This is a genomic window from Nocardiopsis codii (assembly GCF_036327455.1).
In the GTDB taxonomy this organism is placed as follows: domain Bacteria; phylum Actinomycetota; class Actinomycetes; order Streptosporangiales; family Streptosporangiaceae; genus Nocardiopsis; species Nocardiopsis codii.
Genome location: NZ_JAUZMY010000009.1, coordinates 58,209 through 84,215 on the forward strand (window position 1 = coordinate 58,209; position 26,007 = coordinate 84,215).

Annotated in this window: 18 protein-coding genes and 3 tRNA genes; 4 read left to right on the forward strand and 17 right to left on the reverse strand. The window is 72.3% G+C overall.

Features of this window, described 5'->3' with window-relative positions; all coding sequences use genetic code 11:
* The first annotated feature begins 206 nt into the window (after positions 1–206).
* Positions 207–2,108, forward strand: a complete 1,902-nt coding sequence (locus Q8791_RS11205; RefSeq protein ID WP_330091582.1) for an SDR family oxidoreductase — start codon at positions 207–209, stop codon at positions 2,106–2,108.
* Positions 2,109–2,269: 161 nt separating this feature from the next.
* Positions 2,270–2,872, forward strand: a complete 603-nt coding sequence (locus Q8791_RS11210) for a TetR/AcrR family transcriptional regulator (RefSeq protein ID WP_330091583.1) — start codon at positions 2,270–2,272, stop codon at positions 2,870–2,872.
* 110 nt (positions 2,873–2,982) lie between these two features.
* Here the strand turns inward: Q8791_RS11210 and Q8791_RS11215 are convergent.
* The 6 genes from Q8791_RS11215 to Q8791_RS11240 all read right to left on the reverse strand — a co-directional run bounded on the left by Q8791_RS11215 (position 2,983) and on the right by Q8791_RS11240 (position 6,947).
* A tRNA-Glu gene (locus Q8791_RS11215) sits at positions 2,983–3,058 on the reverse strand.
* Between the two features lie 109 nt (positions 3,059–3,167).
* A tRNA-Glu gene (locus Q8791_RS11220) sits at positions 3,168–3,243 on the reverse strand.
* Between the two features lie 47 nt (positions 3,244–3,290).
* A tRNA-Gln gene (locus Q8791_RS11225) sits at positions 3,291–3,362 on the reverse strand.
* A gap of 142 nt (positions 3,363–3,504) precedes the next feature.
* Positions 3,505–4,950: a glutamate--tRNA ligase gene (gene gltX, locus Q8791_RS11230; RefSeq protein WP_330091584.1), complete on the reverse strand. Its 1,446-nt coding sequence runs from the start codon at positions 4,948–4,950 to the stop codon at positions 3,505–3,507.
* 63 nt (positions 4,951–5,013) lie between these two features.
* On the reverse strand, positions 5,014–6,051 hold the full coding sequence (locus tag Q8791_RS11235) for a GDSL-type esterase/lipase family protein (RefSeq protein ID WP_330091585.1): 1,038 nt from the start codon (positions 6,049–6,051) through the stop codon (positions 5,014–5,016).
* Positions 6,052–6,146: 95 nt separating this feature from the next.
* Positions 6,147–6,947 (reverse strand): fumarylacetoacetate hydrolase family protein, encoded by an 801-nt coding sequence (locus tag Q8791_RS11240; protein WP_330091586.1) that lies wholly within the window; start codon positions 6,945–6,947, stop codon positions 6,147–6,149.
* Positions 6,948–7,268: 321 nt separating this feature from the next.
* On the opposite strand from Q8791_RS11240, the gene Q8791_RS11245 reads away from it, so the two are divergent.
* Both Q8791_RS11245 and Q8791_RS11250 read left to right on the forward strand, forming a co-directional pair.
* Positions 7,269–8,087: a DUF3152 domain-containing protein gene (locus tag Q8791_RS11245; RefSeq protein ID WP_330091701.1), complete on the forward strand. Its 819-nt coding sequence runs from the start codon at positions 7,269–7,271 to the stop codon at positions 8,085–8,087.
* A gap of 170 nt (positions 8,088–8,257) precedes the next feature.
* The gene (locus Q8791_RS11250; protein ID WP_330091587.1) at positions 8,258–8,833 is read left to right on the forward strand and encodes a Rieske (2Fe-2S) protein; all 576 of its coding nucleotides are present in this window, start codon (positions 8,258–8,260) and stop codon (positions 8,831–8,833) included.
* Positions 8,834–8,876: 43 nt separating this feature from the next.
* On the opposite strand, the gene Q8791_RS11255 is transcribed toward Q8791_RS11250, so the two are convergent.
* The 11 genes from Q8791_RS11255 to serA all read right to left on the reverse strand — a co-directional run bounded on the left by Q8791_RS11255 (position 8,877) and on the right by serA (position 25,991).
* Positions 8,877–10,277 (reverse strand): ABC transporter substrate-binding protein, encoded by a 1,401-nt coding sequence (locus Q8791_RS11255; protein ID WP_330091588.1) that lies wholly within the window; start codon positions 10,275–10,277, stop codon positions 8,877–8,879.
* Between the two features lie 61 nt (positions 10,278–10,338).
* Positions 10,339–11,250, reverse strand: a complete 912-nt coding sequence (locus Q8791_RS11260; protein WP_330091589.1) for a carbohydrate ABC transporter permease — start codon at positions 11,248–11,250, stop codon at positions 10,339–10,341.
* Complete coding sequence (locus Q8791_RS11265) at positions 11,247–12,101, reverse strand: carbohydrate ABC transporter permease (RefSeq protein ID WP_407941984.1); 855 nt, start codon at positions 12,099–12,101, stop codon at positions 11,247–11,249. Before Q8791_RS11265 ends, Q8791_RS11260 begins: the two co-directional genes overlap by 4 nt.
* Before the next feature lie 485 nt (positions 12,102–12,586).
* Positions 12,587–14,197 (reverse strand): citramalate synthase, encoded by a 1,611-nt coding sequence (gene cimA / locus Q8791_RS11270; protein ID WP_330091591.1) that lies wholly within the window; start codon positions 14,195–14,197, stop codon positions 12,587–12,589.
* A gap of 394 nt (positions 14,198–14,591) precedes the next feature.
* Entirely contained in the window at positions 14,592–15,707 is a 1,116-nt protein-coding gene (locus Q8791_RS11275; protein ID WP_330091592.1) for a branched-chain amino acid aminotransferase, read from the reverse strand.
* 235 nt (positions 15,708–15,942) lie between these two features.
* A complete protein-coding gene (locus Q8791_RS11280) occupies positions 15,943–17,007 on the reverse strand; it encodes a 3-isopropylmalate dehydrogenase (RefSeq protein WP_330091593.1) in 1,065 nt (354 codons plus the stop codon).
* A gap of 715 nt (positions 17,008–17,722) precedes the next feature.
* The gene (locus tag Q8791_RS11285; RefSeq protein ID WP_330091594.1) at positions 17,723–19,222 is read right to left on the reverse strand and encodes a glycosyltransferase; all 1,500 of its coding nucleotides are present in this window, start codon (positions 19,220–19,222) and stop codon (positions 17,723–17,725) included.
* A 143-nt stretch (positions 19,223–19,365) separates the two neighbouring features.
* Entirely contained in the window at positions 19,366–20,850 is a 1,485-nt protein-coding gene (locus Q8791_RS11290) for a glycosyltransferase (protein ID WP_330091595.1), read from the reverse strand.
* Between the two features lie 119 nt (positions 20,851–20,969).
* On the reverse strand, positions 20,970–22,955 hold the full coding sequence (locus Q8791_RS11295) for a glycosyltransferase (RefSeq protein ID WP_330091596.1): 1,986 nt from the start codon (positions 22,953–22,955) through the stop codon (positions 20,970–20,972).
* Positions 22,952–23,839, reverse strand: a complete 888-nt coding sequence (locus tag Q8791_RS11300; RefSeq protein WP_330091597.1) for a class I SAM-dependent methyltransferase — start codon at positions 23,837–23,839, stop codon at positions 22,952–22,954. Before Q8791_RS11300 ends, Q8791_RS11295 begins: the two co-directional genes overlap by 4 nt.
* A gap of 562 nt (positions 23,840–24,401) precedes the next feature.
* Positions 24,402–25,991, reverse strand: coding sequence for a phosphoglycerate dehydrogenase (gene serA, locus Q8791_RS11305; protein ID WP_330091598.1), 1,590 nt, complete (start codon positions 25,989–25,991; stop codon positions 24,402–24,404).
* Positions 25,992–26,007 lie beyond the last annotated feature (16 nt).

The window sequence follows — 26,007 nt, forward strand, 5'->3', positions numbered from 1 at the left end:
TCCGCCCCACCCGTGGACACTTGTTGACACTCTGTCTAACATGACGGCATGTCGCACAAGAGCGTGACGGGGGCTACATCACCTCCGGGCGAATGCACCGAGGACCATGCCTTCCGGCCGGACGGGGGCCCGCCGCACGCGCGCCGCAGGGCCGGCCGCGTCCCGCTCGCGACCGACGCCGCCCCGGCGGCCGGGGAGAGGTCCGCATGACCGCGCGACCGGGCCGCGACGGCCGGAACCCCCCGCGAGACCGGAGCGGCCGCGAGCGCGACCGCGCCCGCCGCTACATCACCGCCTCCGACGGCCAGCGCCTCGCCGTCTACTCCTCCGGCCCCGCCGACCGGCCCACCCTCCTCTGCGTCCACGGCTACCCCGACAACGCCTCCGTCTGGGGCGCCCTCACCGACGAACTCGGGGACGGCTACCGCGTCGTCTCCTACGACGTGCGCGGAGCGGGACGCTCCACCGCACCCGACCACCGCTCCGGCTACCTCCTCGACCAGCTCGCCGACGACCTCGCCCTCGTCGCCGCGACCGTCAGCCCCGACCGCCCCGTCCACCTGCTCGCCCACGACTGGGGGTCCATCCAGGCCTGGCACGCCGTCACGGCGCCGGAGCACGCATCCCGGTTCGCGTCCTTCACCTCGGTCTCCGGGCCCGCCCTCGACCATGCGGGCCAGTGGTTCCGCAGCCGCCCCGACGGCGCCCGCACCGTGCTCCGCCAAGCCGTGCGCTCGGGCTACATCGGGTTCTTCCACCTGCCCGGAGTCCCCGAGGCCGCCTGGCTGACGGGGGTCGGCGGCCTGGTGCTGTCCGCCGCCGAACGCATCGGAGGCGGCCCCGCCGTCCCGGCCCGGCGGGACGTCCGCGACTACCTCAACGGGCTGTCCCTGTACCGGGCCAACATGATCCCCCGCCTGACCCGGCCCGTCGACCGCCGAACGGACGTGCCCGTCCAGGTGCTCGCGCCCACCGACGACGCGTTCATGGTCGAGCAGATCCAGTCCAACGCGGGGAGGTGGGCGCCGGACTTCCGCTTCCACCGCTTCCAGGGCGGTCACTGGTCGCTGCGCTCGCGCCCCGCCCCCGTGGCGGCACGCCTCCGCGCGTTCGTGGACGGGGTCGAGTCCGACGCGCCCCGCCCGCGCCTGAACCTCACCGCCCGGCGGTCCCGGCGCCGCGGAGGGGCCTTCGCCGGACAGGTCGCCGTCGTCACCGGAGCGGGCAGCGGCATCGGCCGCTCCCTGTGCTCGGAGCTCGCCGGACGCGGGGCGAGGATCGTCGCCGTCGACGTCGACGGGCCCGCCGCCGAGCGCACCGCCGAGCTCGCGGACGCGCTCACCCCCGGGGCCCGCGCCCGGCGCGTGGACGTCACCGACTCCGCCGCCGTGGAGGAGCTCGCCGCGTGGGTCCGCGACGAGTACGGCGTTCCCGACCTGGTCTTCAACAACGCGGGCATCGGCGTGGCCGGTCCGTTCCTGGAGACCACGGCCCAGGACTGGGCGCGGGTCGTCGACGTCAACCTGTGGGGCGTCGTCCACGGCTGCCGGGCCTTCGCACCGATGATGGTCGAGGCGGGGGGCGGGGGCAGGATCGTCAACACCGCCTCCGCGGCCGCCTACCTTCCCTCGCGCGTGTACGGCGCCTACGCCACCACCAAGGCCGCCGTGCTCATGCTCAGCCGCACCCTGCGCGGCGAACTCGCGGAGAAGGGCGTCGCCGTGACCGCCGTCTGCCCCGGACCGGTCGACACCGGGATCGTCTCCCACGCACGCCTCTCGGGCATGGGCCCTGTCTCCGCGGCCAGGGAGCGGCTCGATAGGCTGTACCGGCTGCGCGGCTACACCCCGGAGAAGGCCGCCCGGCGCATCGCCGACGCCGTCGCCGACGCTCCCGAGATCGTGCCGGTGACCGGTGAGGCGCATGTCGGCCTGTGGCTGTCCCGGCTCGCCCCCGGCGTGCTGCGCCGCGCGGCGCGCGTCTCCCCCCCCGGTCTGACGTCCGCCCGCCCCCGCCCCGTCCCCTCGTGCCCCTCACTCCGGTCCCGGGCCTCCGGGGCGGCGGACCGTCCCGGAGGCCCGGGGAACGGCGTCGGGACCGGGCGGTAGTTTCGGAGGGGACCCCGGCAGACAGGCCGAGGGGCGGAGGCGAACGGCCACGGGAGGCGGCGACAACGGTGGTGTCCCAGGGGTCGGACCGGCGCCCGGCGCGGGTGACGGGTTCGCAGGACCCGGCTCGGGGACCGGGTCCCGGGCGGCGTCCGCGCCGCATGGCGCCGCACGAACGCCGGGACGACCTGATCCGCGCGGCGCTGCGCGTGTTCGCCCGGCGCCCTCCCGACCAGGTCACGCCAGAGGAGGTCGCGGAGGAGGCGGACGTGTCCAGGGCCCTGGTCTACCGCTACTTCCCCAGCATGGCGGAGCTGCGCCGGGCCGCGCTGGAGCAGGCGATGGCGGAGCTGATACCGATGCTCCTCCCGCCGAGCGACCTCCCGCCGCTGGAGCAGGTGCGGGCGGGGCTGCGCGCCTTCATCGGGTTCGCCGACTCCTACGCACCCTCCTACGCCGCGCTGCTCCGCACGGGCTCGGTGATCGCCACCGAGGAGACCGAGGCGGAGATCGACCGGGTGCGCGGGACCGTGCGGGACCTGGTGCTGGAGCGCGCGGGCGTGGCCGACCCGTCGGTGCGGCTGGTGCTGGCGCTGCGCTGCTGGATCTCGGCGGTCGAGACCGCTGTGCTGGTCTGGTTGTGGGAGCGGGGGATGAGCGACGCCGAGCTCGCGGACTGGCTGCTGGACCAGATGGTCGCGATGCTGTCGTGCTCGGGGGCGCCCCGGGAGGAGCTCGGCCCCCTGGTCGCGCACGCGGACTGAGCCGGTTCCACCGGGCGGGGCCTCCGTCCGCCACGGACCGCGGACCGCTGCGCCGGACGGTGCCGGCCCCGGACACACGAAAGGCCCCATCCTGGCGGATGGAGCCTGACTGGTACCCCCGAGCGGATTCGAACCGCCGTTACCGCCTTGAGAGGGCGGCGTCCTAGGCCACTAGACGACGGGGGCCGGACTGGTCCGGGTGCGACCGTGAAACTACGATACCCACCCCAACCGGACATCGGTGACATGCACCGACCCAGAAAAAAACTCCCACACCGTGGGAGCTTCTCCCTGTTGGTACCCCCGAGCGGATTCGAACCGCCGTTACCGCCTTGAGAGGGCGGCGTCCTAGGCCACTAGACGACGGGGGCGCACTGGATCAGAGATCCGTGAGACTCACGGAAACCGTGAATCTGCGCTGGGGTACCAGGACTCGAACCTAGACTAACTGAACCAGAATCAGTCGTGCTGCCGATTACACCATACCCCAGTGCTTTGGGAGGACCCGGTAGCTTTTCGCTTCCCTGTCCCCCTCGGCGACGTGGATAACTCTAGCGGACATTCCGAGTGGTCGCGAACCGAATGCGGGGCGGCCGGCCTGTGGCTCCGACCACCCCGATCCGGGCGTGCGCCTAGGCGGACGCGGGGCCCTCCTGTGCGCGCAGCCGCGCCAGCGCGGCCTCCATCCGCGCCTGGACGCGGTCGCGGCCGAGCAGCTCCAGCGACTCGAACAGGGGGAGCCCGACCGTCCGCCCGGTGACCGCGACGCGCACCGGCGCCTGCGCCTTGCCCAGCTTGAGGCCGAGGGTCGCTCCGGTCTCCTCCGTGGCGGTCTTGAGGGCCTCGGCGGTCCACGGGAGCTCCGGGTCCGCGAAGCGGGCCAGGGCGGCCTCCAGCATCTCCGCGCCGACGCCCGGCTTCATGGCCTTGGCCCAGCTCTTCTCGTCCTCGACCGGCTCGGCGAGGAACAGGAAGTCGACGTTGGGGACGATCTCGCTGAGGACCGCGACGCGGCTCTGGGCGAGCGGCGCGACGGCCGCGAAGACCTCGGGGTCGTAGTCGGCGGCGTCCCACGGCACGGCGTCGCCGGTCAGCCACGGCCGGCAGCGCTCGACGAACTCGTCGACGGACAGCGCGCGGATGTACTCGCCGTTGAAGGCGCGCAGCTTCTTCTCGTCGAAGAAGGCGCTGGAGCTGTTGACGTCCTCGATGCGGAACAGGGGCACCATCTCCGACCACGGCATGATCTCGCGGTCGTCGCCCGGGGCCCACCCCAGGAGCATGAGGTAGTTGACCATCGCCTCCGCGAGGTAGCCCTCCTCCTGGTAGGACTCCAGCGCGACCTTGTCGCGGCGCTTGGACAGCTTCTTGCGCTGTTCGTTGACGATGACGGGCAGGTGCGCCCACACCGGCGGGGTCAGGCCCAGCGCCTCCCACAGCAGCTGCTGCTTGGGGGTGTTGGACAGGTGCTCCTCGCCGCGGATGACCTGGGTGATGCCCATCTCCACGTCGTCCACGACGTTGGCCAGGACGAACAGCGGAGAGCCGTCGGCGCGGGCGATCACGAAGTCCTCGATGGCGGAGTGCTCGAACTCCACCCGGCCGCGGATCCGGTCCTCGACCACGGTGGGACCGCCGTCGGGAACCCGGAAGCGCAGCGCCCGGCCGGGGCCCGGCTCCAGGTTGCGTTCGCGGCAGTGGCCGTCGTACCCCAGGTTGGGGTTGTCGCGCCGCTCCTGCACCTGCTCGCGGGTGCAGTCGCAGTAGTAGGCGCGGCCCTTCTTGTACAGCTCCTGCGCGGTCTCGCGGTGCTTGTCGGCGTAGGCCGACTGGAAGTAGGGACCCTCGAAGTGCGGGTCGTCCTCACCGATGCCGAGCCAGGCCATCGCGCGGATGATGCCGTCGGTCCACTCGGGACGGTTGCGGGCGGCGTCGGTGTCCTCGATGCGCAGCACCAGGCGGCCCTCGGAGCGCTGTTGTGCCAGCGCCCAGTTGAACAGCGCGGAGCGGGCGCCACCGACGTGGAACATGCCCGTGGGGGACGGGGCGAAGCGGGTACGAAGCGAAGTCTCAGTCACGCAGCCCAGGGTATCCGTGGTGCGTGGGGGCCCGGTGGGAAGTCCGCTGGTGGCCGGGCGGCCTCACCCCGCCGGGGGCCTCACCGCCAGGGGGCGCGGGAAGCCGAAGCCGATCCCGTACCCCTGGGCCAGGGCGTCCGCGAACGCGGCGGCGATCTTGGTCTCACCGCCTGCGTTGGGATGGGTGCCGTCGTAGGTGTCGGCGGACACGTCCCAGCCCTCCCGGCCCGCGACGTCGAGGCTGATCACGGGCGAGGCGTCCGTGGACAGGTCGGCGGCGACCTCGCGGACGAGCTCGTTGTAGGCGTACACGCGCAGCGCGAACCCCTCGTCGGACTCGGCCAGGGCGATGGGGAGCGCCTCGGCGATCACGATGCGCAGGTTCGGGTTCGCCGCGCGGGCCGACTCCGCGTAGTGGCGCAGCCGGTACTCCATCTCCTCCATGGTGACCGGCCACAGCAGGTCGTTCACGCCGAGCATGACGCACAGGACGTCCGGCCGGTGGACCCTGACCTCCTCCTGGATGGACGCCGCGGCGTCGCGGAGGGTGCGCCCCCACAGGGCGTTGTGGTTCTGGTCGAAGTCGGGGTCCCGGTACTCGACCGTGTGCGGGTCGCCGTCGGCGCCGGGCCAGACGGTGTCCTCCAGCTCCTCCAGCTCCTGCTGGGAGAGCCCTGAGGACTCCCCCGACGGCCGGTCGGCGGGGGCTCCGTCCGGGGCGCCGCCCTCGTCGTAGCCCTCGGCCGGGTCCCCCTCCGGGGTCTCCACGGCCTCGTCCCCGGTGGTGGGGACCGGCAGGATCATGTCCCGGGTGGCGGGATCGGTGTAGGGGCCGACGAAGTCGAGCCCCTCCACCTGCGGGGAGAGGTGGTTCCACAGGTGGTAGCGCCAGGTCCGGTCGCCGTTGGCGCCCTGGGTCATCGAGTCGCCCGCCAGCATGATGCGGCGCGGGTCGTCCACTGGTCCCTCCGCTTCCCGGGCGGGCTCACCGCCGTCGTCGCGCGTGGCCGCCCAGTAGGTGGTCCCCGCGGCCAGGAGCACGAGCGCGAGCGCGCCGGCGAGGACGAGGGGGCCGGTGCGGGGGCGTCGGGGGGTGGTCACGTGTGGGCCTTCCGCTTCTCCGGGGGCCGGCGGCGCGGTGCGCCGCCGGCCCGTGGTCGGGCCGTGCTCCGCGGACTCCCGCGCACGGCGCCCGGTCAGTCGCGGGCGACCACCCGGTTGCTGATGGTGCCGAGCCGCTCCACCGTCACCGAGACCTCCTGGCCGACCTCGACCGGGCCCACCCCGGCCGGGGTGCCGGTGAGGACCACGTCACCCGGGAGCAGCGTCATGAACGAGGTGACGTAGGCGATGATGCCCGGGATGTCGTGGATGAACTGCGAGGTCCGTCCCGCCTGGCGGACCTCCCCGTCCACGGTGGTGGTGAGGGCCAGGTCCTGGGCCTCCTCGATGCTCAGCCCGGTGGTGATCCAGGGTCCGATCGGGCAGAAGGAGTCGAAGCCCTTGGCCCGCGTCCACTGCTTGTCCGTCTTCTGGAGGTCGCGGGCCGTCACGTCGTTGGCGACGGTGTACCCGAAGATGACGTCCTTGGCGCGCTCGCGCGGCACCTCCCGGCAGGGCCGGGAGATGACGATGGCCAGCTCGCCCTCGAAGTCGACCCTCTCGGAGACCGAGGGGTAGAAGATCGGGTCCCGGGGACCGGCCACGGACGTGGACGGCTTGAGGAACACGACGGGCTCGTCGGTGGTCTCCCCCGTGATGTCCTTCATCTCCGCGACGTGGTCGGCGTAGTTCTTGCCGATGCAGACCACCTTGGTGGGCAGGACCGGCGAGAGCAGCCGCACGTCGGAGAGCTTGGCCCTCTCACCGGTCAGTGTGATGTCGCCGAGGAGAGGGTGTCCGCTCAACCGTGCGACGAACTCCTCCCCACTGTCGGAATCGGTGTCGATCAGCCCGAAACCGACCTCGTCCCCGACCGCGAACCGTGCGATGCGCACCTGATGCCTCCCAGCAGCCCCGTTGTCTCGCTTGCGGTTGAAGCGTATCCGCGGGCCGGCGCCGCGGTGCGGGCGGGACCGGGTCCGGAACCCGGACGGAGCAGGACCGGAACCCGGATCGGCGCGGGTGGGAGGCCCGGCGGCGCGCAACGACCGAGCTCCGGGACACCCGCGACGGCCCGGTACCGGCTTGGCCCGAACTCCGGGTGAACTCTGGCATGCTGGGTCCGATAATCCACTGTCGAGAGGTTGCTCGTCGTGCCCACGTCCGCTTCGCCCACGGGCCGGTCCCGTGCCAGGCACCGCCGACGCCGGTACCCGATGGGTCTGGCGCTGGGCCTGTGCCTGGTCTCCGGGGCCTCGGCCGTGCTCATGCTCAGCGTGCCCGCCCCTCCGCCCGGCACCGACTCCTCCGAGACCTCCGCCACCGCTCCCGTGGGCGACGGCGTTCCCGAGGACTCCGGCGACGGCCGCACGGGGGCGGAGCCGCCGGCGGACAGCGCCACGGGCCAGGGCCAGGAGGCGTCGCCGGGCCCGGAGGGCTCCGAGGAGGAACCGGTCCTCCTCCGCTCCGTCGAGGAGGAGGTCGACAGCGCCGACGGCGAGATGACCGTGGTGGAGGGTGAGAGCGACGTCATGGGCGACGGCCCGCTGACGACCTTCGCCGTGGAGGTCGAGGACGGGCTCCCCGGGAACGGGGACGACTTCGCGGCCGCCGTGGAGGAGATCCTGGGCGACCCCCGCAGCTGGGGCGACGACGGGGAGCGCTCGCTCCAGCGGGTGGACGGCGACGACGCGGACATCCGGGTGCTGCTGGCGGCGCCGGACACCGTCGACCGCATGTGCGCCCCGCTGAACACCAACGGGTACGTGTCCTGCGCCAACGGCAACCGGGCGATCATCAACCAGAACCGCTGGGTGGGGGGCGTCCCCCACTTCGACGACGATCTGGAGACCTACCGGATCTACCTGATCAACCACGAGGTGGGGCACACGCTGGGCCACGGCCACGTGAACTGCACCGGCAAGGGCGACTCCGCCCCCGTGATGCAGCAGCAGACCCTGGACCTCCAGGGGTGCGAGGCCAACGGCTGGGTGCACCCCGACAACGAGCCCGCCGACGACTCCGACGAAGACTGACACCCGGGTTCACTCGCTGATGCCTCTGTGACCCGTGGCGGGTTTCGCGACCGATCCCCGCCCCGGGCGCGGGATCACGGTGAGGGCGAGGGGTTGGCAACACCGCGGGCCGCCGCTCCGAGCGGCCCACCGTGCCCGGCGGCCCTCGGGCGTGAGAGAGCGAGGCCTGTATGTGCGACTGCCCCAGGACCCCGACCACCGGAGCCGACCCCGACCCGGGCACCGCCGCCCGCGCGGAACGGGACGCGGCCACGAGCACGGACGCCGGTCCGGGGGGTCCGCGCCCGGACGGTTCCGCGTCGGCGCCCTCCCGGACCCGGCTGACCCGGCGTCTGGCCTTCGGCGCCGTGGGGGGCGGGGCGCTCGCCGGTGTCCTCGCCGCGTGCGGCGGCGGGGAGGACCCGGACTCCGCGCCCGGCGGCGAGCAGAGCGGCACCCCCGGACCGACCCCCGGCGCGACCGAGGAGCTGGCCTCCACAGAGGAGATCCCCGTGGGCGAGGGCAAGGTCCTCACCGAGGAGGGCCTGGTCCTCACCCAGCCCGAGGAGGGCACGTTCCACGCCTTCTCCTCCACCTGCACCCACGAGGGCTGCCCGTTGGACGCGGTGGTCGACGGCCGCATCCAGTGCCCCTGCCACGGCAGCCGCTTCTCGATCGAGGACGGCTCCCCCCTGGAGGGGCCGGCCACCCGGGCGCTGGAGGAGTTCGAGATCAGCGTGGAGAACGGGGTCATCAGGCGGGTGTGACCTGTCCGCGGGGCCGCCCCGGAGGGGGCGGCCCCGCGGCGGGCTACTCCGCGACCGACTCGTTGTACTCCGTGATGGGCGTGCGCACGCCCTCGGCCGCGTTCGCCATGGCCTCATCGGCCGGGGTGTCGCTGGTCAGGGCGGTCTCCCACCCCTCCTCGGCGGCGACCCGCGCCTCGGACATGACGCCCATCATGCAGCCCGCGGTGTTCTCGTCGATCTCGGAGTCCGCCAGCTGGTTCGCCGCCACGGCGAACTGCGGGAACTCCTCCGCGCGGGCCGACGCCTCGGGGCCGTCGTACCCCTCGGTGTTGACCGCCAGGTAGCCGGTCCCCGCGTGCCACACCGACTGCGCCTCGGGGGTCAGCAGGTACTGGACGAACTCCCAGGACGCGCGGACCTCCTCGTCGGTGTGGCCCTCGCCGTTGATCCACAGCGAGGCGCCGCCGATGATCGAGCCTCCCGGGTCGTCCGCGGCGACCAGCGGGAAGTAGCCCGCGCCCACCTCGAAGTCGGACTGCTCGATGAAGCCGCCCAGAGCCCCGGTCGACTCCAGCGTCATCGCGGCCCGGCCCGACGTGAACGCGGCCTGCCCGTCGTCGGTGTTGCGGCCGATCTGCACGGCCAGTTCGTCGTCGATCATGTCGCCCCACCACTCGACGAGCTCCACGACCTTCGGGTCGTCGAAGAGCACCTCGGTGGCGCGACCCGACCGGCCGTTCGCGCTGTCGCAGTACGGGGCGCCGGCGCGGGCCATGAACTGCTCGACGAACCAGCCGTACACGGCGGCGCCGAACCCGTACTGGACGACGGTCCCGTCGTCGTCCCGCACCGTCAGCGCCTCAGCGGCCTCGCGGATGCCCGCCAGGTCCGTGGGCGGGGAGTCCGGGTCGAGTCCGGCCTCCTCGAACGCGTCGCGGTTGATGTACATGAGGGGGGTGGAGTTGTTGAACGGGAAGGAGCGCAGCTCCTCCTCGACGGTGAAGTAGTTGAGGAGTGCGGGCTCGATCGCGCCGGTGTCGTACCCGTCCGCGTCGACGAACGACTGGGCCGGGACCGTCTGGCCGGAGTCGATCATGAACTGGGTGCCCAGGTCGTAGATCTGGCTGATCTCGGCGGTCTCGCCCTGCTGGATCGCGGCCCGGTGGCTCGCGAGGGCCTCGTCGTAGTCGCCCTGGAAGGAGCCGGTGACCTCGATCCGTCCCTCGTTCTGCGCGTTGAAGTCCTCGATCAGGCCGTTCAGCACCTGGCCGTTGGTGGCGTCCATGCTGTGCCAGAACTCGACCCGGACCGCCTCGTCCAGGCCCTCCAGGACCTCGGCTCCGGGGGCGGTGAGGTCGTTGGTCCCGCCGCCTCCGCCGCCGGAGCAGCCGCTGAGGACCATGCCCAGACTCGCGAGCAGGGCGACGGCGGTGACGCCGCGCCGCTGGGGGGAGAGTCTCATGTTTCTCGCTTCCTCTAGGTCGGACCGCGCCCGCTCGGGGAGCGGTCGTGTGTGACGCGCCCTACTTGACCGCGCCCGCCGTGAGCCCGCGGACGATGAAGCGCTGTCCGAGGACCACGAGGGCGAGGGTGGGGATGACGGAGAGCGCCGCGCCCGCCAGGAGCAGGCCGGGGTTGGCCGCCTCGCCCGTCTTGAGGCTGTTCAAGCCGATCTGGAGGGTCTGCATCTCGGTGCTGCGGGTGATGATCAGCGGCCAGAAGTACATGTTCCAGCTGGTGATGAACACGTAGACGCCGACCGCGCTGAGCGCGGGCCTGCTCAGCGGCAGGAGGACCGTCCACAGGAACCGGAGGTGTCCCATGCCGTCCATCCGCGCCGCGTCGTACAGCTCCCGGGGGAACTGCCTGAAGCTCTGGCGGAGCAGGAACGTGCCGAACGCGTACGCCAGGAAGGGCAGGACCAGCCCGGCGTAGGAGTCCGACAGGCCCCACTCGGACAGGGTGAGGTAGTTGGGGATGAACGTGGCCTCGCCCGGGATCATCAGCGTGGACAGGAACAGCGCGAACACCACGGCGCTGCCCCTGAACCGCAGGAACACGAACGCGTAGGCGGCCAGGGCGGAGGAGGCCAGCTGGCAGAACGTGATGATCCCGGCCGTCACCAGCGAGTTGGTGTACATGCGGGCGAGGGGGACCGCGTCGAGCGCGCCCAGGATGTTGCCCGTGTCGACGCCGGTGGGCAGCAGCCTCGGCGGGAAGGTCGAGAGCTCCCGCGGCTCCATGACCGCTCCGGCGAACACGTAGTACACGGGGAACAGGACCGGGACCAGGCACACGGCGAGCAGGGAGTAGAGCAGGACCCTGCCGAGCACGTGCCCGGGTCCGTGGCGGTGCCTCCTCCTGGCGGGCCGCTCCGGGGCGGGGGTCCCGCCGCCGGGGGACGCGGGGACGGGGGTGGTGGACGTGGCGGTCACGCGTAGTGCACCTTCCGCTCGATGACGCCGAACTGGACCGCGGTGCACACCAGGACCACCACCAGCAGGACGAGCGCCTGCGCGCTGGCACGGCCGAAGTCGCTCGTGCCGTAGGCGAAGGCCTCCTCGAAGACGGAGTAGACGAGGGTGCTCGTGGAGCCGACCGGACCGCCCCTGGTGAGGATGTGGATCTGTCCGAAGCTCTGGAGTGCGTTGATGGTGGAGATGACGATGAGGAAGAAGAGCTGCGGGCCGAGCATCGGGACGGTGACGTTCCAGGCGAGCCTGACACCGGTGGCTCCGTCGATGCGGGCGGCCTCGTTCACCTCGCGGGGGATGGAGCCGATTCCGGCGGCGAGGACCAGCACCCCGTAGCCCAGGTTCATCCAGACCGTGGTGATGCAGACCGACCACAGCGCCATCTCCTGCGAGGTGAGCCAGGGGACCTCGGCGAGCCCCAGCCGGTACAGGATGCCGTTGAGCACGCTGTTGCCGGGGCTGTAGAAGACCGAGAAGATCACCGACGCGCTGGCCACGGAGAACGCGAAGGGGAGGGCGAACGCCCCCCGGAGGAAGCGCTGGCCTCGGACGACACCCTCGAGGAGGAGGACCACGACCAGTGCGCCGACCACGCCGGGGACGACCACCCCGAGGGTGAACAGGAGCGTGGTGAGCAGGACCCCGGCGAACTCGGGGCTCGCCATCTCGGCGAAGTGGCTCAGCCCGACGAAGCGGTTGGGCCGCCCGATGATGTCGTTGCCGTGCAGGGACAGGTAGACCGTGCGGCCCAGCGGGTAGGCGAGGAACAGCGCGAAGACCGCCATGGAGGGGGCCAGGAAGGCCCACGCCATCGCGGACTCCCTCCCCCGTTCGCGTCCGCGTCGCCGTGGTGCGGGGGTTCCGGCGGGGGACTCCGCGACCGGAGACGCGGTCACGCCCCTCCCCCCGCCTCGGAGGATGCTTGGTGAGGACACGTCCCGAAGTCTTCAGGGGGCAGGTGACCTGCGCTTCTCCCGAAGGAGAACAGCGCGACAACGCGAGGACGCACAACAGTTCTTGCGGACATCTATCACCACTCGGACTTCGCGGGACACTTCTTCCAAAGTCCGCAGTATCGAGTGATCCAGGACACACTGGCTATACCCTTTCGGCCAGGCATCCCTTACCGGTAAGTAAGTTTCAGTCCGGGCCGGGAAGGGCAGACACTGCGGGTTCCTCCGAAGGTCGCCGCTGCTGGGGACACCCGGGGGCACGACGACGCCGGGGCGGAGGGCACATCTCCCGCCGCGCGCCCTCCGCCCCTCGTCGGCCCCGGCCTCACCCCGGGGTCACCCCGTCAGCCCTGCGGGTAGCCCTGCCGGAGCAGCCCGTAGGTGACGGCCTGCTCGAGCGCCACCCAGGACGCGTCGATGACGTTGGGGCCGACGCCGACCGTGGTCCACTCCCCCGACCCGTCGCTGAAGGTCACGAGGATGCGCGTGATGGCATTGGTCCCCGAGCTGCCCTCCAGGATGCGGACCTTGTAGTCCGTCAGCTCCAGCCCCGCCAGAGCGGTGTACACGCCCTCCATCGAGCTGCGCAGCGCACGGTCCAGGGCGTTGACGGGACCGTTGCCCTCGGCCGTGGCGATCACGCGCTCATCCTTGACCAGCAGCTTCACCGTGGCCTCGGTGAGGCTGTCGTAGTCGTTGGACAGGGGGCCGGCGCCCGCGCCGGGCCTGCGCTCGGTGATGACCCGCCACGACTCGGTGTCGAAGTAGCGGACCGGCTCCCCGAGCTCCTCGCGCAGCAGCAGCTCCAGGGAGGCGTCGGCCGCCTCGAAGCTGTAGCCGGAGAGTTCCAGGGCCTTGACCCGCTCCACCACCCGGCCGGACAGCGCCCGGTCGCCCGCCAGGTCCAGACCCAGTTCCTGGGCCTTGAGCTCGATGGAGGCGCGGCCGGCCATGTCGGAGACGAGCATCCGCATGGAGTTGCCGACCAGCGCCGGGTCGGTGTGCTGGTACAGGTCGGGGTCGACCTTGATCGCGGAGGCGTGCAGCCCGGCCTTGTGGGCGAACGCCGACACACCCACGTAGGGCTGGTGCGTGTCGGGGGTGAGGTTGACGATCTCGGCGATCGCGGTGGCGACGCGCGTCATCTCCGGCAGGCAGCCGTCGGGGAGGACGTCGAGGCCGCGCTTGAGGGCGAGGGCGCCGACCACCGAGAACAGGTTGGCGTTGCCGACCCGCTCGCCGTAGCCGTTGGCGGTGCACTGCACGTGGGTGGCCCCGGCGTCCACGGCGGCGAGGGTGTTGGCGACCGCGCAGCCGGTGTCGTCCTGGGCGTGGATGCCGAGGCGGACCCCGGTGGCCTCGCGGACCTCGGTGACGACGCGCGTGATGTCACCGGGGAGCATGCCGCCGTTGGTGTCGCAGAGGACGACGACGTCGGCCCCGGCCTCCGCGGCGGTGCGGACCACGTCGAGGGCGTGGTCGCGGTTGTGGTGGTAGCCGTCGAAGAAGTGCTCGCAGTCCACGAACACGCGCTGGCCGTGTTCGCGCAGGTGGGACACCGTGTCGGCGATCATGGCGAGGTTCTCGTCGAGGGTCGTGCGCAGGGCGCGTTCGACGTGCCGGTCGTCACTCTTGGCGACAAGGGTGACGACCGGGGCGCCGCTGTCGCGCAGGGCGGCCACCTGTGGGTCGTCGGCGGCCTTCACACCGGCCCGGCGGGTCGCGCCGAACGCGGTGAGTTGCGCGTGCTTCAGCGTGAGCTCTCGTGAAGCCCGCTGAAAGAACTCGGTGTCCTTGGGGTTCGCCCCCGGCCACCCTCCCTCGATGAACGCCACCCCGAAGTCGTCGAGCAGCTGCGTGATGGCCAGCTTGTCGGAGACCCGCAGATTGATCCCCTCACGCTGGGCTCCGTCGCGCAGCGTGGTGTCGAAGACGTGGAAACTGTCGTCCCTCATGGGCGGAACTCCCGAAGGTGGATGCTGTGGTGTGGCCGACCCGCCCCCGCCAACAAAAAAGACCCCCCGTGGACACGAGAGGTCAGCGCGCTGGCGAGGTCCGTTGGTCAGCCAGCGCGCCTCACGATAATGAGAACCTGAGACGGCATGAGGTCAGTGTGCCACAGCCCGACGGAGTACTCGGTGTTCAGGGGCCGATTGTCCCATTATTCGAGACGCGAGTTTCTCACATCGGACGTTTTCCCCATGAGCCCCGCGGGCGAAGGGGGCCGACGGCCGCGCCGGAGCGGGCCGGGCGGGCCTCTGCCGCGCGGGGCCGGCGACCGGTTCCGGACCACGTGGGCGGCGGTGCGGGCCGCCCGCCGGGGGCGGCCCGCACGCGGTCACACCGGAACTAGAACTTGGTGATCCAGCCGTGCTTGTCGGGGCGCAGCCCCGTCTGGAGGCCCACCAGCTCCTCGCGGAGGCGCATGGTGACCGGGCCGGGGGTACCGTCGCCGATCGCGAACTCCCCCTCGTCGCTCTTGACGAACCCGACGGGCGTGATCACGGCCGCGGTGCCGCAGGCGAACACCTCGGTCAGCTCGCCCGACTCGGCCGCCTCACGCCACTCGTCGGTGGAGATCGGCGCCTCCTCCGCGGGGATGCCGAGGTCGGGGGCCAGGGTCAGCAGGGACTCCCGGGTGATGCCGGGCAGCAGGGTGCCGGTCAGCGCGGGCGTGCGCAGGCGCGCGTTCCCGCCCGAGCCGAACACGAACCACAGGTTCATGCCGCCCATCTCCTCGACCCAGCGGTGCTCGCGGGCGTCGAGCCAGACGACCTGGTCGCAGCCCTTCTCGACCGCCTGGGACTGGGCCAGGAAGCTCGCCGCGTAGTTGCCCGCGAACTTGGCCGCGCCGGTCCCGCCCGGGGCCGCGCGCGTGTAGTCCTTGGACAGCCAGACCGTCACCGGCTTGACGCCGCCGGAGAAGTACGAGCCGACCGGGGACGCGATCAGCAGGAAGAGGTAGCTGCGGGAGGGGTGGTTCACGCCCAGGCCGACGTCGGTCGAGATCATGAACGGGCGCAGGTAGAGGCTGAAGTACTCCTTGTCCGGCACCCAGGCGCCGTCGTGCTCCAGCAGCAGCTCGATGGACGTGAGGAACAGCTCCTCGGGGAGCGCCGGCATGGCCATGCGCGCCGCGCTCCTGTTGAGCCGGGCGGCGTTCGCCTCGGGACGGAACGACGCGAGCGAGCCGTCCGGGTACCGGTAGGCCTTGAGTCCCTCGAAGATCTCCTGGGCGTAGTGCAGCGCCGACGTGGCCGGGTCCAGGCTCAGCGGGCCGTACGGCTCCAGCCTGGCGTCGTGCCACCCCGTGCCCTCGGTGTAGCGGATGGTCACCATGTGGTCGGTGAACACCTGCCCGAAACCGGGATTCTCCAGCAGTGCCTCCCGCTCCTGCGGGGTCTTCCGCCGGTCGGAGAGCTGGATGTCGAACGTCAACCCCGCTGTGGTGGTGTCGTTGTTCATGTCGTCGGTGGTCCTCTCGGGTGCATCAGGTCGGCAGCGCCGCCGACCTGGAATCTAGTCTGACGGAAGAGCGCACCCGGTGCCAGGGCCGGAGCAGGGCCCGGACGTGGCGGCAGGCGCGCTCGGTGGTTCCGGGCGCGCCTGCCGGTGTTCGCCCCAGGGGCCGTCCCACGTGTCCGTGTGACCCCCGGCGGTCGGCCGCGCCTCGGAGAAGGGCAGGGCCGACGGAGGTGTGTCAGCCCTGCTCGGCTACTCGTGCGGCGAGGTCCTCACCGATCTGGGCCGTGGATCGCGTCCCACTGTTCTGGGCGCGGGTCTTGAGGTCCGAGGCGACCGCGTTCTCGATGCGGCGGGCCGCCTCGGGGACCCCCAGGTGGTCGAGCATCGTCGCGGCCGACAGCACCGTGGCGGTCGGGTCGGCCTTGCCCTGGCCCGCGATGTCGGGCGCGGAGCCGTGGACGGGCTCGAACATGCTGGGGAAGGTGTTGTCCGGGTTGATGTTGCCGCTCGCGGCCAGCCCGATGCCGCCGGTGATGGCGGCGCCGATGTCGGTGATGATGTCGCCGAACAGGTTGTCGGTGACGACCACGTCGAAGCGCGCGGGCTGGTTGACGAAGAACATCGAGGCCGCGTCGACGTGGCAGTAGTCCACCGCGACCTGCGGGTACTCGGCGCCGACCTCCCGCACCACGCGCTGCCACAGCTCACCGGCGAAGGTCAGAACGTTGTCCTTGTGGACCAGCGTGAGCTTGCGGCGGGGGCGGGACGCGGCCTTCTCGAAGGCGTAGCGGACCACGCGCTCCACGCCGAAGCGGGTGTTGACGCTGTCCTGCGTGGCGATCTCGTGGGGCGTGCCCTTGCGCAGCACGCCGCCGGCGCCCGCGTAGGGACCCTCGGTGCCCTCGCGGACCACGAGCATGTCGATGTCCTCGGGGCCGACGCCCGCGAGCGGGCTGGCCACGCCCGGGTACAGCCGGACCGGGCGCAGGTTGACGTAGTGGTCGAAGTCGAAGCGCAGGCGCAGCAGCAGCCCGCGCTCGAGCACACCGCTGGGCACCGACGGGTCGCCGACCGCGCCGAGGTAGATGGCCTCGTGTCCGGCCAGCTCGGCCTCGACCGACTCGGGCAGCGTCTCCCCGGTGCGGTGCCAGAGCTTCGCGCCCAGCTCGTACTCGGTGGTCTCCACGGCGAGGTCCTGCTGGGCGGCCGCGACCTCCAGCACCTTGAGCCCCTCGGCCACGACCTCGGGGCCGATTCCGTCGCCGGGGATGACTGCCAGTTTCACGGTGCGAGCTGCCATACGGACTGCCTCTGATTCGGGTACGACCCCACCGGGCGCTTCTCAAATGGTGAGATCAAAATGAACACTGAATGAGACAACCCTACCGGCCCCCGGGACCCGGGTCGCCCCCTCTGGCGATTTCCGGCCCGCTCGCGGATCGGCCCCCGGACGCGGACCGGCCGCACGCCGTCGCGCACCCGGCGGTGGTCACCGGACACGGGGCGCCGACCCCGGACCGCGGGGCGGCGCCGGGGTCGGCCCGGGAGCGGACCCCTGCGGGAGGTGGCCCTCAGGCCCGACGGTTCAGGGCGTCCTGGAGGGCGCGGTTGATCTCGTCCTCGGAGTCGGGCGTGGTCGGGTACTCGATCAGGTCGTACATGCGATCCTCCGAATGCTGTGCGTGACCGCCCCTGGGAGCGGATCGGCCACGGGCCTTCGCGGTTGCGCGCCCTGCGGCGCCGCGCGCTCGGTGTCCGCGGCACGGCACGATGGCGCCGAACGGCGGTGGAGCGCGGAACGTGGGCGACGGTGCCCACCGAGAAAGGAGCTCGCCCCCGGCGGGATCGTCTGCCGGAATCACCTGCGCGGGCCCCGGTCGGGGCGAGCGCGGCACTGGGTGGCGGCGTCAGACGGTGGAGCCGACGCCACCAACTCCTAGGACTTCAGAATATCGGAGGTCCAACTATATGACCAGCAATTCTCACCATGTGAGACGATCTGGTGTCGTTGCAGCTCATACGGCCGAAATCGCCCCCCTCCGGGTCCGGCGCACGCGCGAGCCCCGGACGGGCCGACCGAGCAGCAGCCGCACCCCGCGCCCGCGGACGAGCACCCGGATACGGCGCTCCCAGCGGTCGGCGGCGGCACGGTTGCGGTCCGCCGCCCTCGCGGCCCGCCTCATCCGCCGGTGCCAGTCGGCAGGCGGCCCCTCCTCACCGGGCCGGTGCCCGGTCAGGACCTCGTCCCGGTCCACGTCGTGCTCGCCCCACAGTTCGGCCACCGTGACGTCGAGCTCCGGGCCGGTCGCCCCCAGGCGCCGGGCCCGGGCGAAGGCTGCCTCCCGTTCGAGGCGCATCGCCGCCGTTCCCCCGCCCGTACCGCGTACGAGGACGACACCCGCGTCGCGGGCGTCCGCCGCGGCCGTCAGCGTCCGCACGGCCCCGGAGCCCACGGGAAGTCCGGCGAGCAGGAACAGCCGGAAGGGGACGTCCGGGTCCGCCCGCGGCACCTCCTCCGCGAACACCACCCGCGACTCACACCGGAAAGCCTCCCGAACCAACCTCAACTCCACATCCGGATCATCCAGAACCGCATGCCGACCCCCCGCCGACACACGCCGCCACTCACCCACCAACGTCACCCGCACATCCGCCACATCACCCCCCAACACACGCTCCACCGTGTCCGAGACCACCTCGAACACCACACCCGACACCTCCACCACCACATCCACACAAGGCACCTGCCACTCACGGCCGGGTGAGACCCGGCGGGAGTGCCTGCGCGGCACGCGGTTCTCCAGGAACGGTGCGCCGAACCGGTCGGCCTCCTCCGGGCGGTCCTCCGGCCGCGGCCCGCCCGGGCGGCGCCCCGTCGCGGCGGGCTCCGGCACGAACACCGCGCCCCGCTGCGCCAGCCGGTATCCCAGGTGCGTGTCCTCGCCCAGGAGCAGTCCGGGATCCATGCCGCCGCACTCCGCCAACAGCTCCCGCCGCACCGACCAGGCGGTCCCCGCGAAGGCCTGCCAGGCCCGGTGCCCGGCGGTCCTCAGGCGGTCCGCGCCCGCGGTGTCCGCGGCCCACTCCCCCTCCGCCGCCTCCGGTCCGCAGGACGCGTCGGGTTCCCCGCACCCGACACCGTCGCCGCCCCCGGCGCGCACCACTCCGCCCAGGACGGCGAGGTGGTCGGCGAGGTGGTGCCAGCGCATCTGCGCCTCGACGTGGACCGGAGCGACCTCGATACCCGCGTCCAGCCGCAGCACCACAGCCCCGGACGAGGCGTCCGTCCCCGCCCGTACCGCGCGCGCCGGGCCCCACCCGCCCGGCGGAACCACCACGATCCGCGTGTGGGGCGGACGGACCTCCGGCAACCGGATCGGCGGTTCACTGCCGTCGTCCACCACCACGACCTCCATGAGGCCCACCGGATAACTCTGCGCCGCCAACGACGCCAACGTCAGATCCAACCTCTCCTGACCACCGAACGCCCGCACCACCACACTCACGTCCAGCACCGGAACCCACCCACCCAGCGCAGGCGGCTCCAACACCGAATAGTCGTTGTGACGGACCCGGGGAGGCCCCGTCCCGGTCCGTCCCGCCACCGCGCCCCCGTGGTCGCGCGCACCGCCCGCCGCCGCCATACCGCCGGTCCCCCTCATTCGATGATCCGGCGCAGGAGCCGGCCGCTGCGCGTCCCGGTCAGCCAGCGGTACCTGCGTTCCAGGCGCCCCGCCCTCGCCTCCTGCTCCGCGGCCTCCCGCTCGGCTCGCGCGAGTTCCGCCCGCCAGTCCTCCGGGGGGCGGGGCGGCCCGTCCTCCTCCGTGAGCAGTTGCGTCTCGCCGTCGATCCAGTGCACCTCGCTGACCTCGCCCACCAGGGCGTCCACGTCCTCGGCGCCGGCTCCCAGGCGCCGGGCCCGGGCGAACGCCGCGGTCCTCTCGAGGCGGGGTCCGCCGCGGTCGCTCCCGGGCACGGCCGCGCGGAGCAGTCCGGCGCGGGCCTCGTCCGCCCTCTGGACCATGCGGCGCACGGCGTGCCGGGCGAGGGGCAGCCCCGTGGGCAGGAACAGCCGGAAGGGGACGTCCGGGTCCGCCCGCGGCACCTCCTCCGCGAACACCACCCGCGACTCACACCGGAAAGCCTCCCGAACCAACCTCAACTCCACATCCGGATCATCCAGAACCGCATGCCGACCCCCCGCCGACACACGCCGCCACTCACCCACCAACGTCACCCGCACATCCGCCACATCACCCCCCAACACACGCTCCACCGTGTCCGAGACCACCTCGAACACCACACCCGACACCTCCACCACCACATCCACACAAGGCACCTGCCACTGGCGTACGCCCGTACCCCTGCGCACGCCGAACCGGGGGATGCGGTTACCGACGAAGGGAACCCTGTACCGGACACCCTCCGCCTTGCGGCGCTCCATCTCGGGGAGGCCCAGGTGCCAGCTGCGGCTGTCGGGCTCGGGGACGAACACGGCGCCCCGCTGCGCCAGCCGGTACCCCAGATGCGTGTCCTCTCCCAGGAGCAGTTCGGGGGCGGTCCCCCCGCACTCCACCAGCAGCTCCCGCCGCACGGACCCCGTGGCCCCGATGAAGTAGGTGAACGCCTCGTACCCGGCGGCGCGCAGGTTCTCCTTCCGGTCGTAGGCCCTGCGCAGCCATGCCATCTCCTCGCCCGGGCCGTCGACGAGGGCCTCCGGTTCGCCCCGCCCGACGGCGTCGGCGACCTCGACGGGGCTCAGCGTGCCGAACCGGTGGTCGACGCAGCGCAGGTGGCCGGTGACCACGAGGTAGTCGGCGAGGTGGTGCCAGCGCATCTGCGCCTCGACGTGGTCGCGGAAGGCGATGATGTCGGCGTCGAGGAACAGCACCACGTCCGCGTCCGAGGCGGCCACGCCGGAGTTCACCGCGTGGCCCCGGCCCCAGCCGCCCGGGGGGACCACCACGATCCGCGTGTGGGGCGGACGGACCTCCGGCAACCGGATCGGCGGATCACTGCCGTCGTCCACCACCACGACCTCCATGAGGCCCACCGGATAACTCTGCGCCGCCAACGACGCCAACGTCAGATCCAACCTCTCCTGACCACCGAACGCCCGCACCACCACACTCACGTCCAGCACCGGAACCCACCCACCCAGCGCAGGCGGCTCCAACACCGAATAGTCGTTGTGACGGATCAGCGGCCGCGGCCCCCCGCCGGCCGGCCTCCGACTGTCGAGGGCGCCGTCATGGACGAGCGTCATCGTGTGCTCCCCTCCTTCGTGCCCCGCTCCTCGGCGGGCCCCCTCCACACCACGCCTTCGGGCGCGTCGGCCGCGTCGGACTCCAGCAGCGCGCTGGGCCGCCACCCCCGGTGCCGCTCCGCCTCGCGCCTCAGGAAGTAGCCGGCGCCGACGTCCCAGGTGTGCCCCGAGGCCTTGCGGCGCAGGACGTAGTTGAGGCCGTGGCCCCGGTAGACGCGACCGCCCAGAAGTTCGATCCCGGTGAGGAGGCCCGTGTCCTCGGCCGTGCCCACCGGAGGGAAGCCGCCGACCGCCTCCAGGGTCCCGCGGTCCATGAGCAGGGTTCCCCCCGCGGCCCGCCCCCACAGGCACTCCGTCCGGGCCCTCCGCCGCACCGTCAGGTCGAGGGCTTCGAGGTAGACGAACTCGGCCGCGCTGCCCACGAGGTCGGCGCCGGAGTAGTGGCGGGCGAGCACCAGGTCCGCGAGGTGGTCCGGCCCGTACCAGTCGTCGTCGTCCATCTTCGCGACCCACGGCCCGCCCGTCCGCGCGATCGCCTCGTTCAGCACCGACCCCAGGACCGCGTCGGGATCGGGGCGGAACACCTCCAGGTCACGGCCCTGCGCCCCGAAGCCGGCGATCGCCTCCCCGACCCCCGGGGCGTCCTCTCCGAAACCGTGCAACCCCAGGACCAGCTCCACCCGCACCCCCCGCTGGCGGGCCACCTGGCGCAGCGCGAACCCGACCATCTCCGGCCGCCGGGTGCACAGCACCACTGAGACCGCGGGATCGGGCGGGACCGCGACGCCCGCCGCCTCTCCCAGGTCCCGCCAGCGCGCACGCACCCCGTGCGTGCGCAGCGCCGCCCTGCGCAGGCGGACGCTGTGCTCCTCCCGCACCAGTTCGTCCGACAGATCCCGGGCGTCGACGGCGGTGACCAGCCCGCGCAGCTCGGCCCCGAGGCAGTCGGCCCACAGCGGTGCCGGGCCGCCGACGAGCGGCACCCCGGCCGCGGCCAGTCCCGCCACCGCCCGCACCGCCGACAGCGGGCCGCTGTGCCGCCCCCACTCCACACTCACCGCCCGCAGATCCCGCAACCGGGCGGCGTCCACGTCCGTCAGGGTCCCGTCGTCGGGCACGCTCCACCGCACCGACTGGCCCGCGACCAGCACCCAGCGCCCGTCCCGGGAGACCAGCCGCCCGACCTTCGGCCCCGCACGGCGGACGAACCCCGCCGGATTCACCAGCCGCTCGTCGATCGGGGGCACGTCCTCCACCCGGAAGCGGTTCGGGACCGCGCCACCCGGCTGCCCCGCCACCTCCCACGAGGACTCCGCCACGCTCAGACGGCGGACGCCGCGCCCCCGTGCGCCTTCGAGGACACCGGAGTCCTCCGGCACCGCCGGTCCGACCCTCAGCACCACGTCCGCCCCGCGCGGATCCGCCACCCGCGGCCCGCCCGGGCACCACAGACCCGTGTCCTCGCCCAGCACCGACACCGCCGGAACCTCGGCGGCCCCCGGCCGACCGCCGACCGCTCCCCTGGCCAGCGCCCCCACCACCCGCTGCACCGGCACCGGATCCCCGAAACACGCCTCGCACGACCAGCCTCCGGAGCCGAGGCGCCGCACCCGCAGGTCCAGCAGGTCCGACCACTGCCCCAGCCCCGGAACCACCGGAACCGGGGGGCCCAGGTGGGGGGAGGCCTCCAACAGGACGACCGCCACGAACGACGCGGCGGGCAGGACTCCGAGAGGGACCAGCGCCCTCCTCAGGTCGGTCGGGGTCGCCGCGACGACGGCGACCACGCCCGTGTGCGGGTCCGTCGTTCCGTCCTCGGCCCCGCCCTCCCCGAGAACGACCCGGTCCAGGTCGACCGCCCTGTCCTCCGCGCCGAGGGCGAGGTCACCGACCGCGCCCGCCGCCGCGGCACCGGCGTGGCAGACCAGAGCGGGAAGGGAGCCCCGGAACCGCAGGGCGTCAGCGACCTCCGCCCCGGTCACGAGGCGGCTCGGGCCGGCACCGCGCTCTCGGGGGCAGCCACCTCGAAGACGAGGTCGGGGCGCTGGACCCGCAGCTTCTCGCGTACCGGGCCGTGGGCGCCGCGGTTCTCCCAGGGGATGACCAGCGCGCCCGGGGCGCACCGCTCGACGAGGTCCGGACGGACCGGATCGCTCCCCTCCGCTCCCGTCGCCCGGCTGACGTGCAGCAGGTCGATACCGTGCAGGCCCTCGAGGTCCGAGGGGCAGCGCACCTCGACGATCTCGGAGAGGCCGTGTGCCGCAACCATGGCACGGACCAGCCCCGCGCACCGCAGGTCGCTCTCCAACGCAACCATCCTCCCGGTCCGGAACCGGCGGAGCGCCAGTCCCAGCCAGAGTGTGGACGCGCCGCTGCCGACCTCCACCACCAGGTGCGGGCGCCGGTCCCTGACCGCCCTGACGACCAGGCCCATCGTGTCCGGGGAGACCCCGCCGCCTCCGAGGGGCGGCATGTACGCGTCGGGTCCCAGGAGTTCTCCCAGTTCCCGGATGGCCTCCGACTCGCCGGAGGTCCCCGCCGCCCAGGGGGCGGGATCCGTCCCGTCCCCACCGCTCTCCGACGGTGTGCCGTGCGCCGCGGTCGCGTCGACCAGCACGCGCACCGACTCCTCCATCCGTGCCATGCGACCGGTCAGGTCGTCGGCGCGGGCGAAGAGCTCCGCGCGGTTCTCCCCCGCGATCTCGGTGATCTCACGTGCGTGGCCGTCGAACCGGCGCCGGAGCGCCCGCACCTGGGCGGTGTTGCGGCGCACGACGACCGCGAGGAGCCCGACCGCGCCGAAGGCCCCCGCCAGAGCGGTGAGGTGGAGCGCGGTCCAGGCGTCGATCACCCCGTACCCGAGCATCGCGAGAAGTGTGCCGGTCCCGGCCGCCCCGGCCGCCCCCAGCGCTACCGCGAATCGTCGACGTGGAAACTGCAATTCAGGCCCCCCAGCATCGGATCCAAACCATGGAGGCGGGAGCCAGGACATCGAACCCGCCCACACCCGAAACCGTTCGAAAAAGACTCCACAAACGCGGAACCGGACGGGGACCAGCACTCCAGCCAGCGATAGTTTTACACAGATGCAGAAATCACCTTCGCATAACACGAGACCGAGAACCGTCTCCGTCATTCGCCGGGCGACCATTATTCACACCCGGGACATTTCCCCGGAAAGAACATGTACAGCCAGAGACCGGACCATCCTCGCCCTTCCTGCCTGAGCCCCGGGGGCGCCCCACCGGCTGTCCGCCCTCCAGGACCCGCACACGCAGAAGGGCCGTTCCCGCCGACCCTCGTCGGTGGAAACGGCCCCTCCCGGGCTGCCCGTGGGGAGGACCCCAGGGCGTGTTCCGTGGATGCTTTCGGTTGACCCGGCGCTTGCGCCGATCGACGCGAGCCCGGAACGATCCGCGGAACGCGGCCTAGTCCTCCAGGTCGATCTGACGGCTGATGTCGGCGTCGATCTCGTCGGAGATCGACGACAGGATCTCCTCCGGCACGGCGGAGTCGACGGTGAGGGCGATCAGCGCCTTGCCGCCCTCCTCGTCACGGATGACCTGCATCCCCGCGATGTTGACGCCCGCGTCGCCCAGCAGGGCGCCGACCTTGCCGACGATGCCGGGACGGTCCTCGTAGGAGAGGAACACCATGTGCTCGGCCAGGCCGATCTCCATGGTGTAGTTGTTGATCTCGACCAGCTTCTCGATCTGGCGAGGCCCGGTCAGGGTTCCGGACACCGACACCCGGGTGCCGTCGGCCAGAACGCCGCGCACCGAGATCAGGTTCCGCCAGTCGCTGCTGTCGTCGCTGGTGACGAGGTTGACCTCGACACCGCGCTCCTTCGCGAGCAGGGGGGCGTTGACGAACGTCACCGTGTCCTCGACGACGTCGGCGAACACGCCCTTGAGGGCGGCCAGCTCCAGGACCTTCACGTCGTGGGCGGCGATCTCCCCGCGCACCTCCACGTCGATGCGGCTGGCGATGGTGCCCGCGAGGGAGGTGAACACCCGTCCGAGCTTCTCGGTGAGGGGCAGCCCCGGCTTGATCTCCTCGGCGACCCCGGTGCCCTGCACGTTCACCGCGTCCGGCACGAACTCGCCCGACAGCGCCAGCTTGACGGAACGGGCGACCTGCGTGCCCGCCTTCTCCTGCGCCTCCTCCGTGCTCGCTCCCAGGTGGGGGGCGACCACGACGTTCTCGAACTCGAAGAGCGGGCTGTCCGTGCACGGCTCCTTGGCGAACACGTCGATGCCCGCGCCCGCGACCCGGCCGTCCTTGAGCGCGCGGTACAGGGCGTCCTCGTCCAGGATGCCGCCGCGTGCGGCGTTGATGACGCGCACGGTCGGCTTGACCTTGCTCAGCGCCTCGTCACCGATCAGGCCCAGGGTGTCCTTGTTCTTGGGCAGGTGGATGGTGATGAAGTCGGAGCGCTCCAGCAGCTCGTCGAGCGTGGTCATCTCCACGCCGATCTGCGCCGCGCGGGCGGGCTGCACGAACGGGTCGTAGGCGATGACCTTCGTGCCGAAGGCCGACAGGCGCTGCGCCACGAGGGCGCCGATCCGGCCGAGGCCGACGACGCCGACGGTCTTCTCGTACAGCTCCACACCGGTGTACTTGGACCGTTTCCACTCGCCGTTGATGAGGGCGTTGTGGGCCGGAGCCGTGTTGCGGGCGCTGGCCAGCAGCAGGTTGATGGCCTGCTCGGCGGCGCTGATGATGTTGGAGGTCGGGGCGTTGACCACCAGGACGCCCGCCTTGGTGGCGGCTTCGACGTCCACGTTGTCCAGACCGACGCCGGCGCGGGCGACCACCTGGAGTCGGGAGGCCGCGGCCAGGGCCTCGGCGTCCACCTTGGTCGCGCTGCGCACGATCAGGGCGTCGACGTCGGCGAGGGCGGGCAGGAGCTGGGACCGGTCGGCGCCGTTGACGTGGCGCACCTCGAAGTCCTCTTCGAGCAGCGCGATTCCGGCGGGCGAGAGTTCTTCCGCGACGAGTACGGCGGGTTTGGGCACAACGGTTCCTTTTCGG

Bases quoted from the DNA above. Each gene is read 5' to 3' on its own strand.
- Q8791_RS11205 (WP_330091582.1), top strand. From the start codon at position 207: ATGACCGCGCGACCGGGCCGCGACGGCCGGAACCCCCCGCGAGACCGG.
- Q8791_RS11210 (WP_330091583.1), top strand. From the start codon at position 2,270: ATGGCGCCGCACGAACGCCGGGACGACCTGATCCGCGCGGCGCTGCGC.
- Q8791_RS11245 (WP_330091701.1), top strand. From the start codon at position 7,269: ATGGGTCTGGCGCTGGGCCTGTGCCTGGTCTCCGGGGCCTCGGCCGTG.
- Q8791_RS11250 (WP_330091587.1), top strand. From the start codon at position 8,258: ATGTGCGACTGCCCCAGGACCCCGACCACCGGAGCCGACCCCGACCCG.
- Q8791_RS11255 (WP_330091588.1), bottom strand. From the start codon at position 10,277: ATGAGACTCTCCCCCCAGCGGCGCGGCGTCACCGCCGTCGCCCTGCTC.
- Q8791_RS11265 (WP_407941984.1), bottom strand. From the start codon at position 12,101: ATGGCGTGGGCCTTCCTGGCCCCCTCCATGGCGGTCTTCGCGCTGTTC.
- cimA (WP_330091591.1), bottom strand. From the start codon at position 14,197: ATGAGGGACGACAGTTTCCACGTCTTCGACACCACGCTGCGCGACGGA.
- Q8791_RS11275 (WP_330091592.1), bottom strand. From the start codon at position 15,707: ATGAACAACGACACCACCACAGCGGGGTTGACGTTCGACATCCAGCTC.
- Q8791_RS11280 (WP_330091593.1), bottom strand. From the start codon at position 17,007: ATGGCAGCTCGCACCGTGAAACTGGCAGTCATCCCCGGCGACGGAATC.
- Q8791_RS11300 (WP_330091597.1), bottom strand. From the start codon at position 23,839: ATGCTCGGGTACGGGGTGATCGACGCCTGGACCGCGCTCCACCTCACC.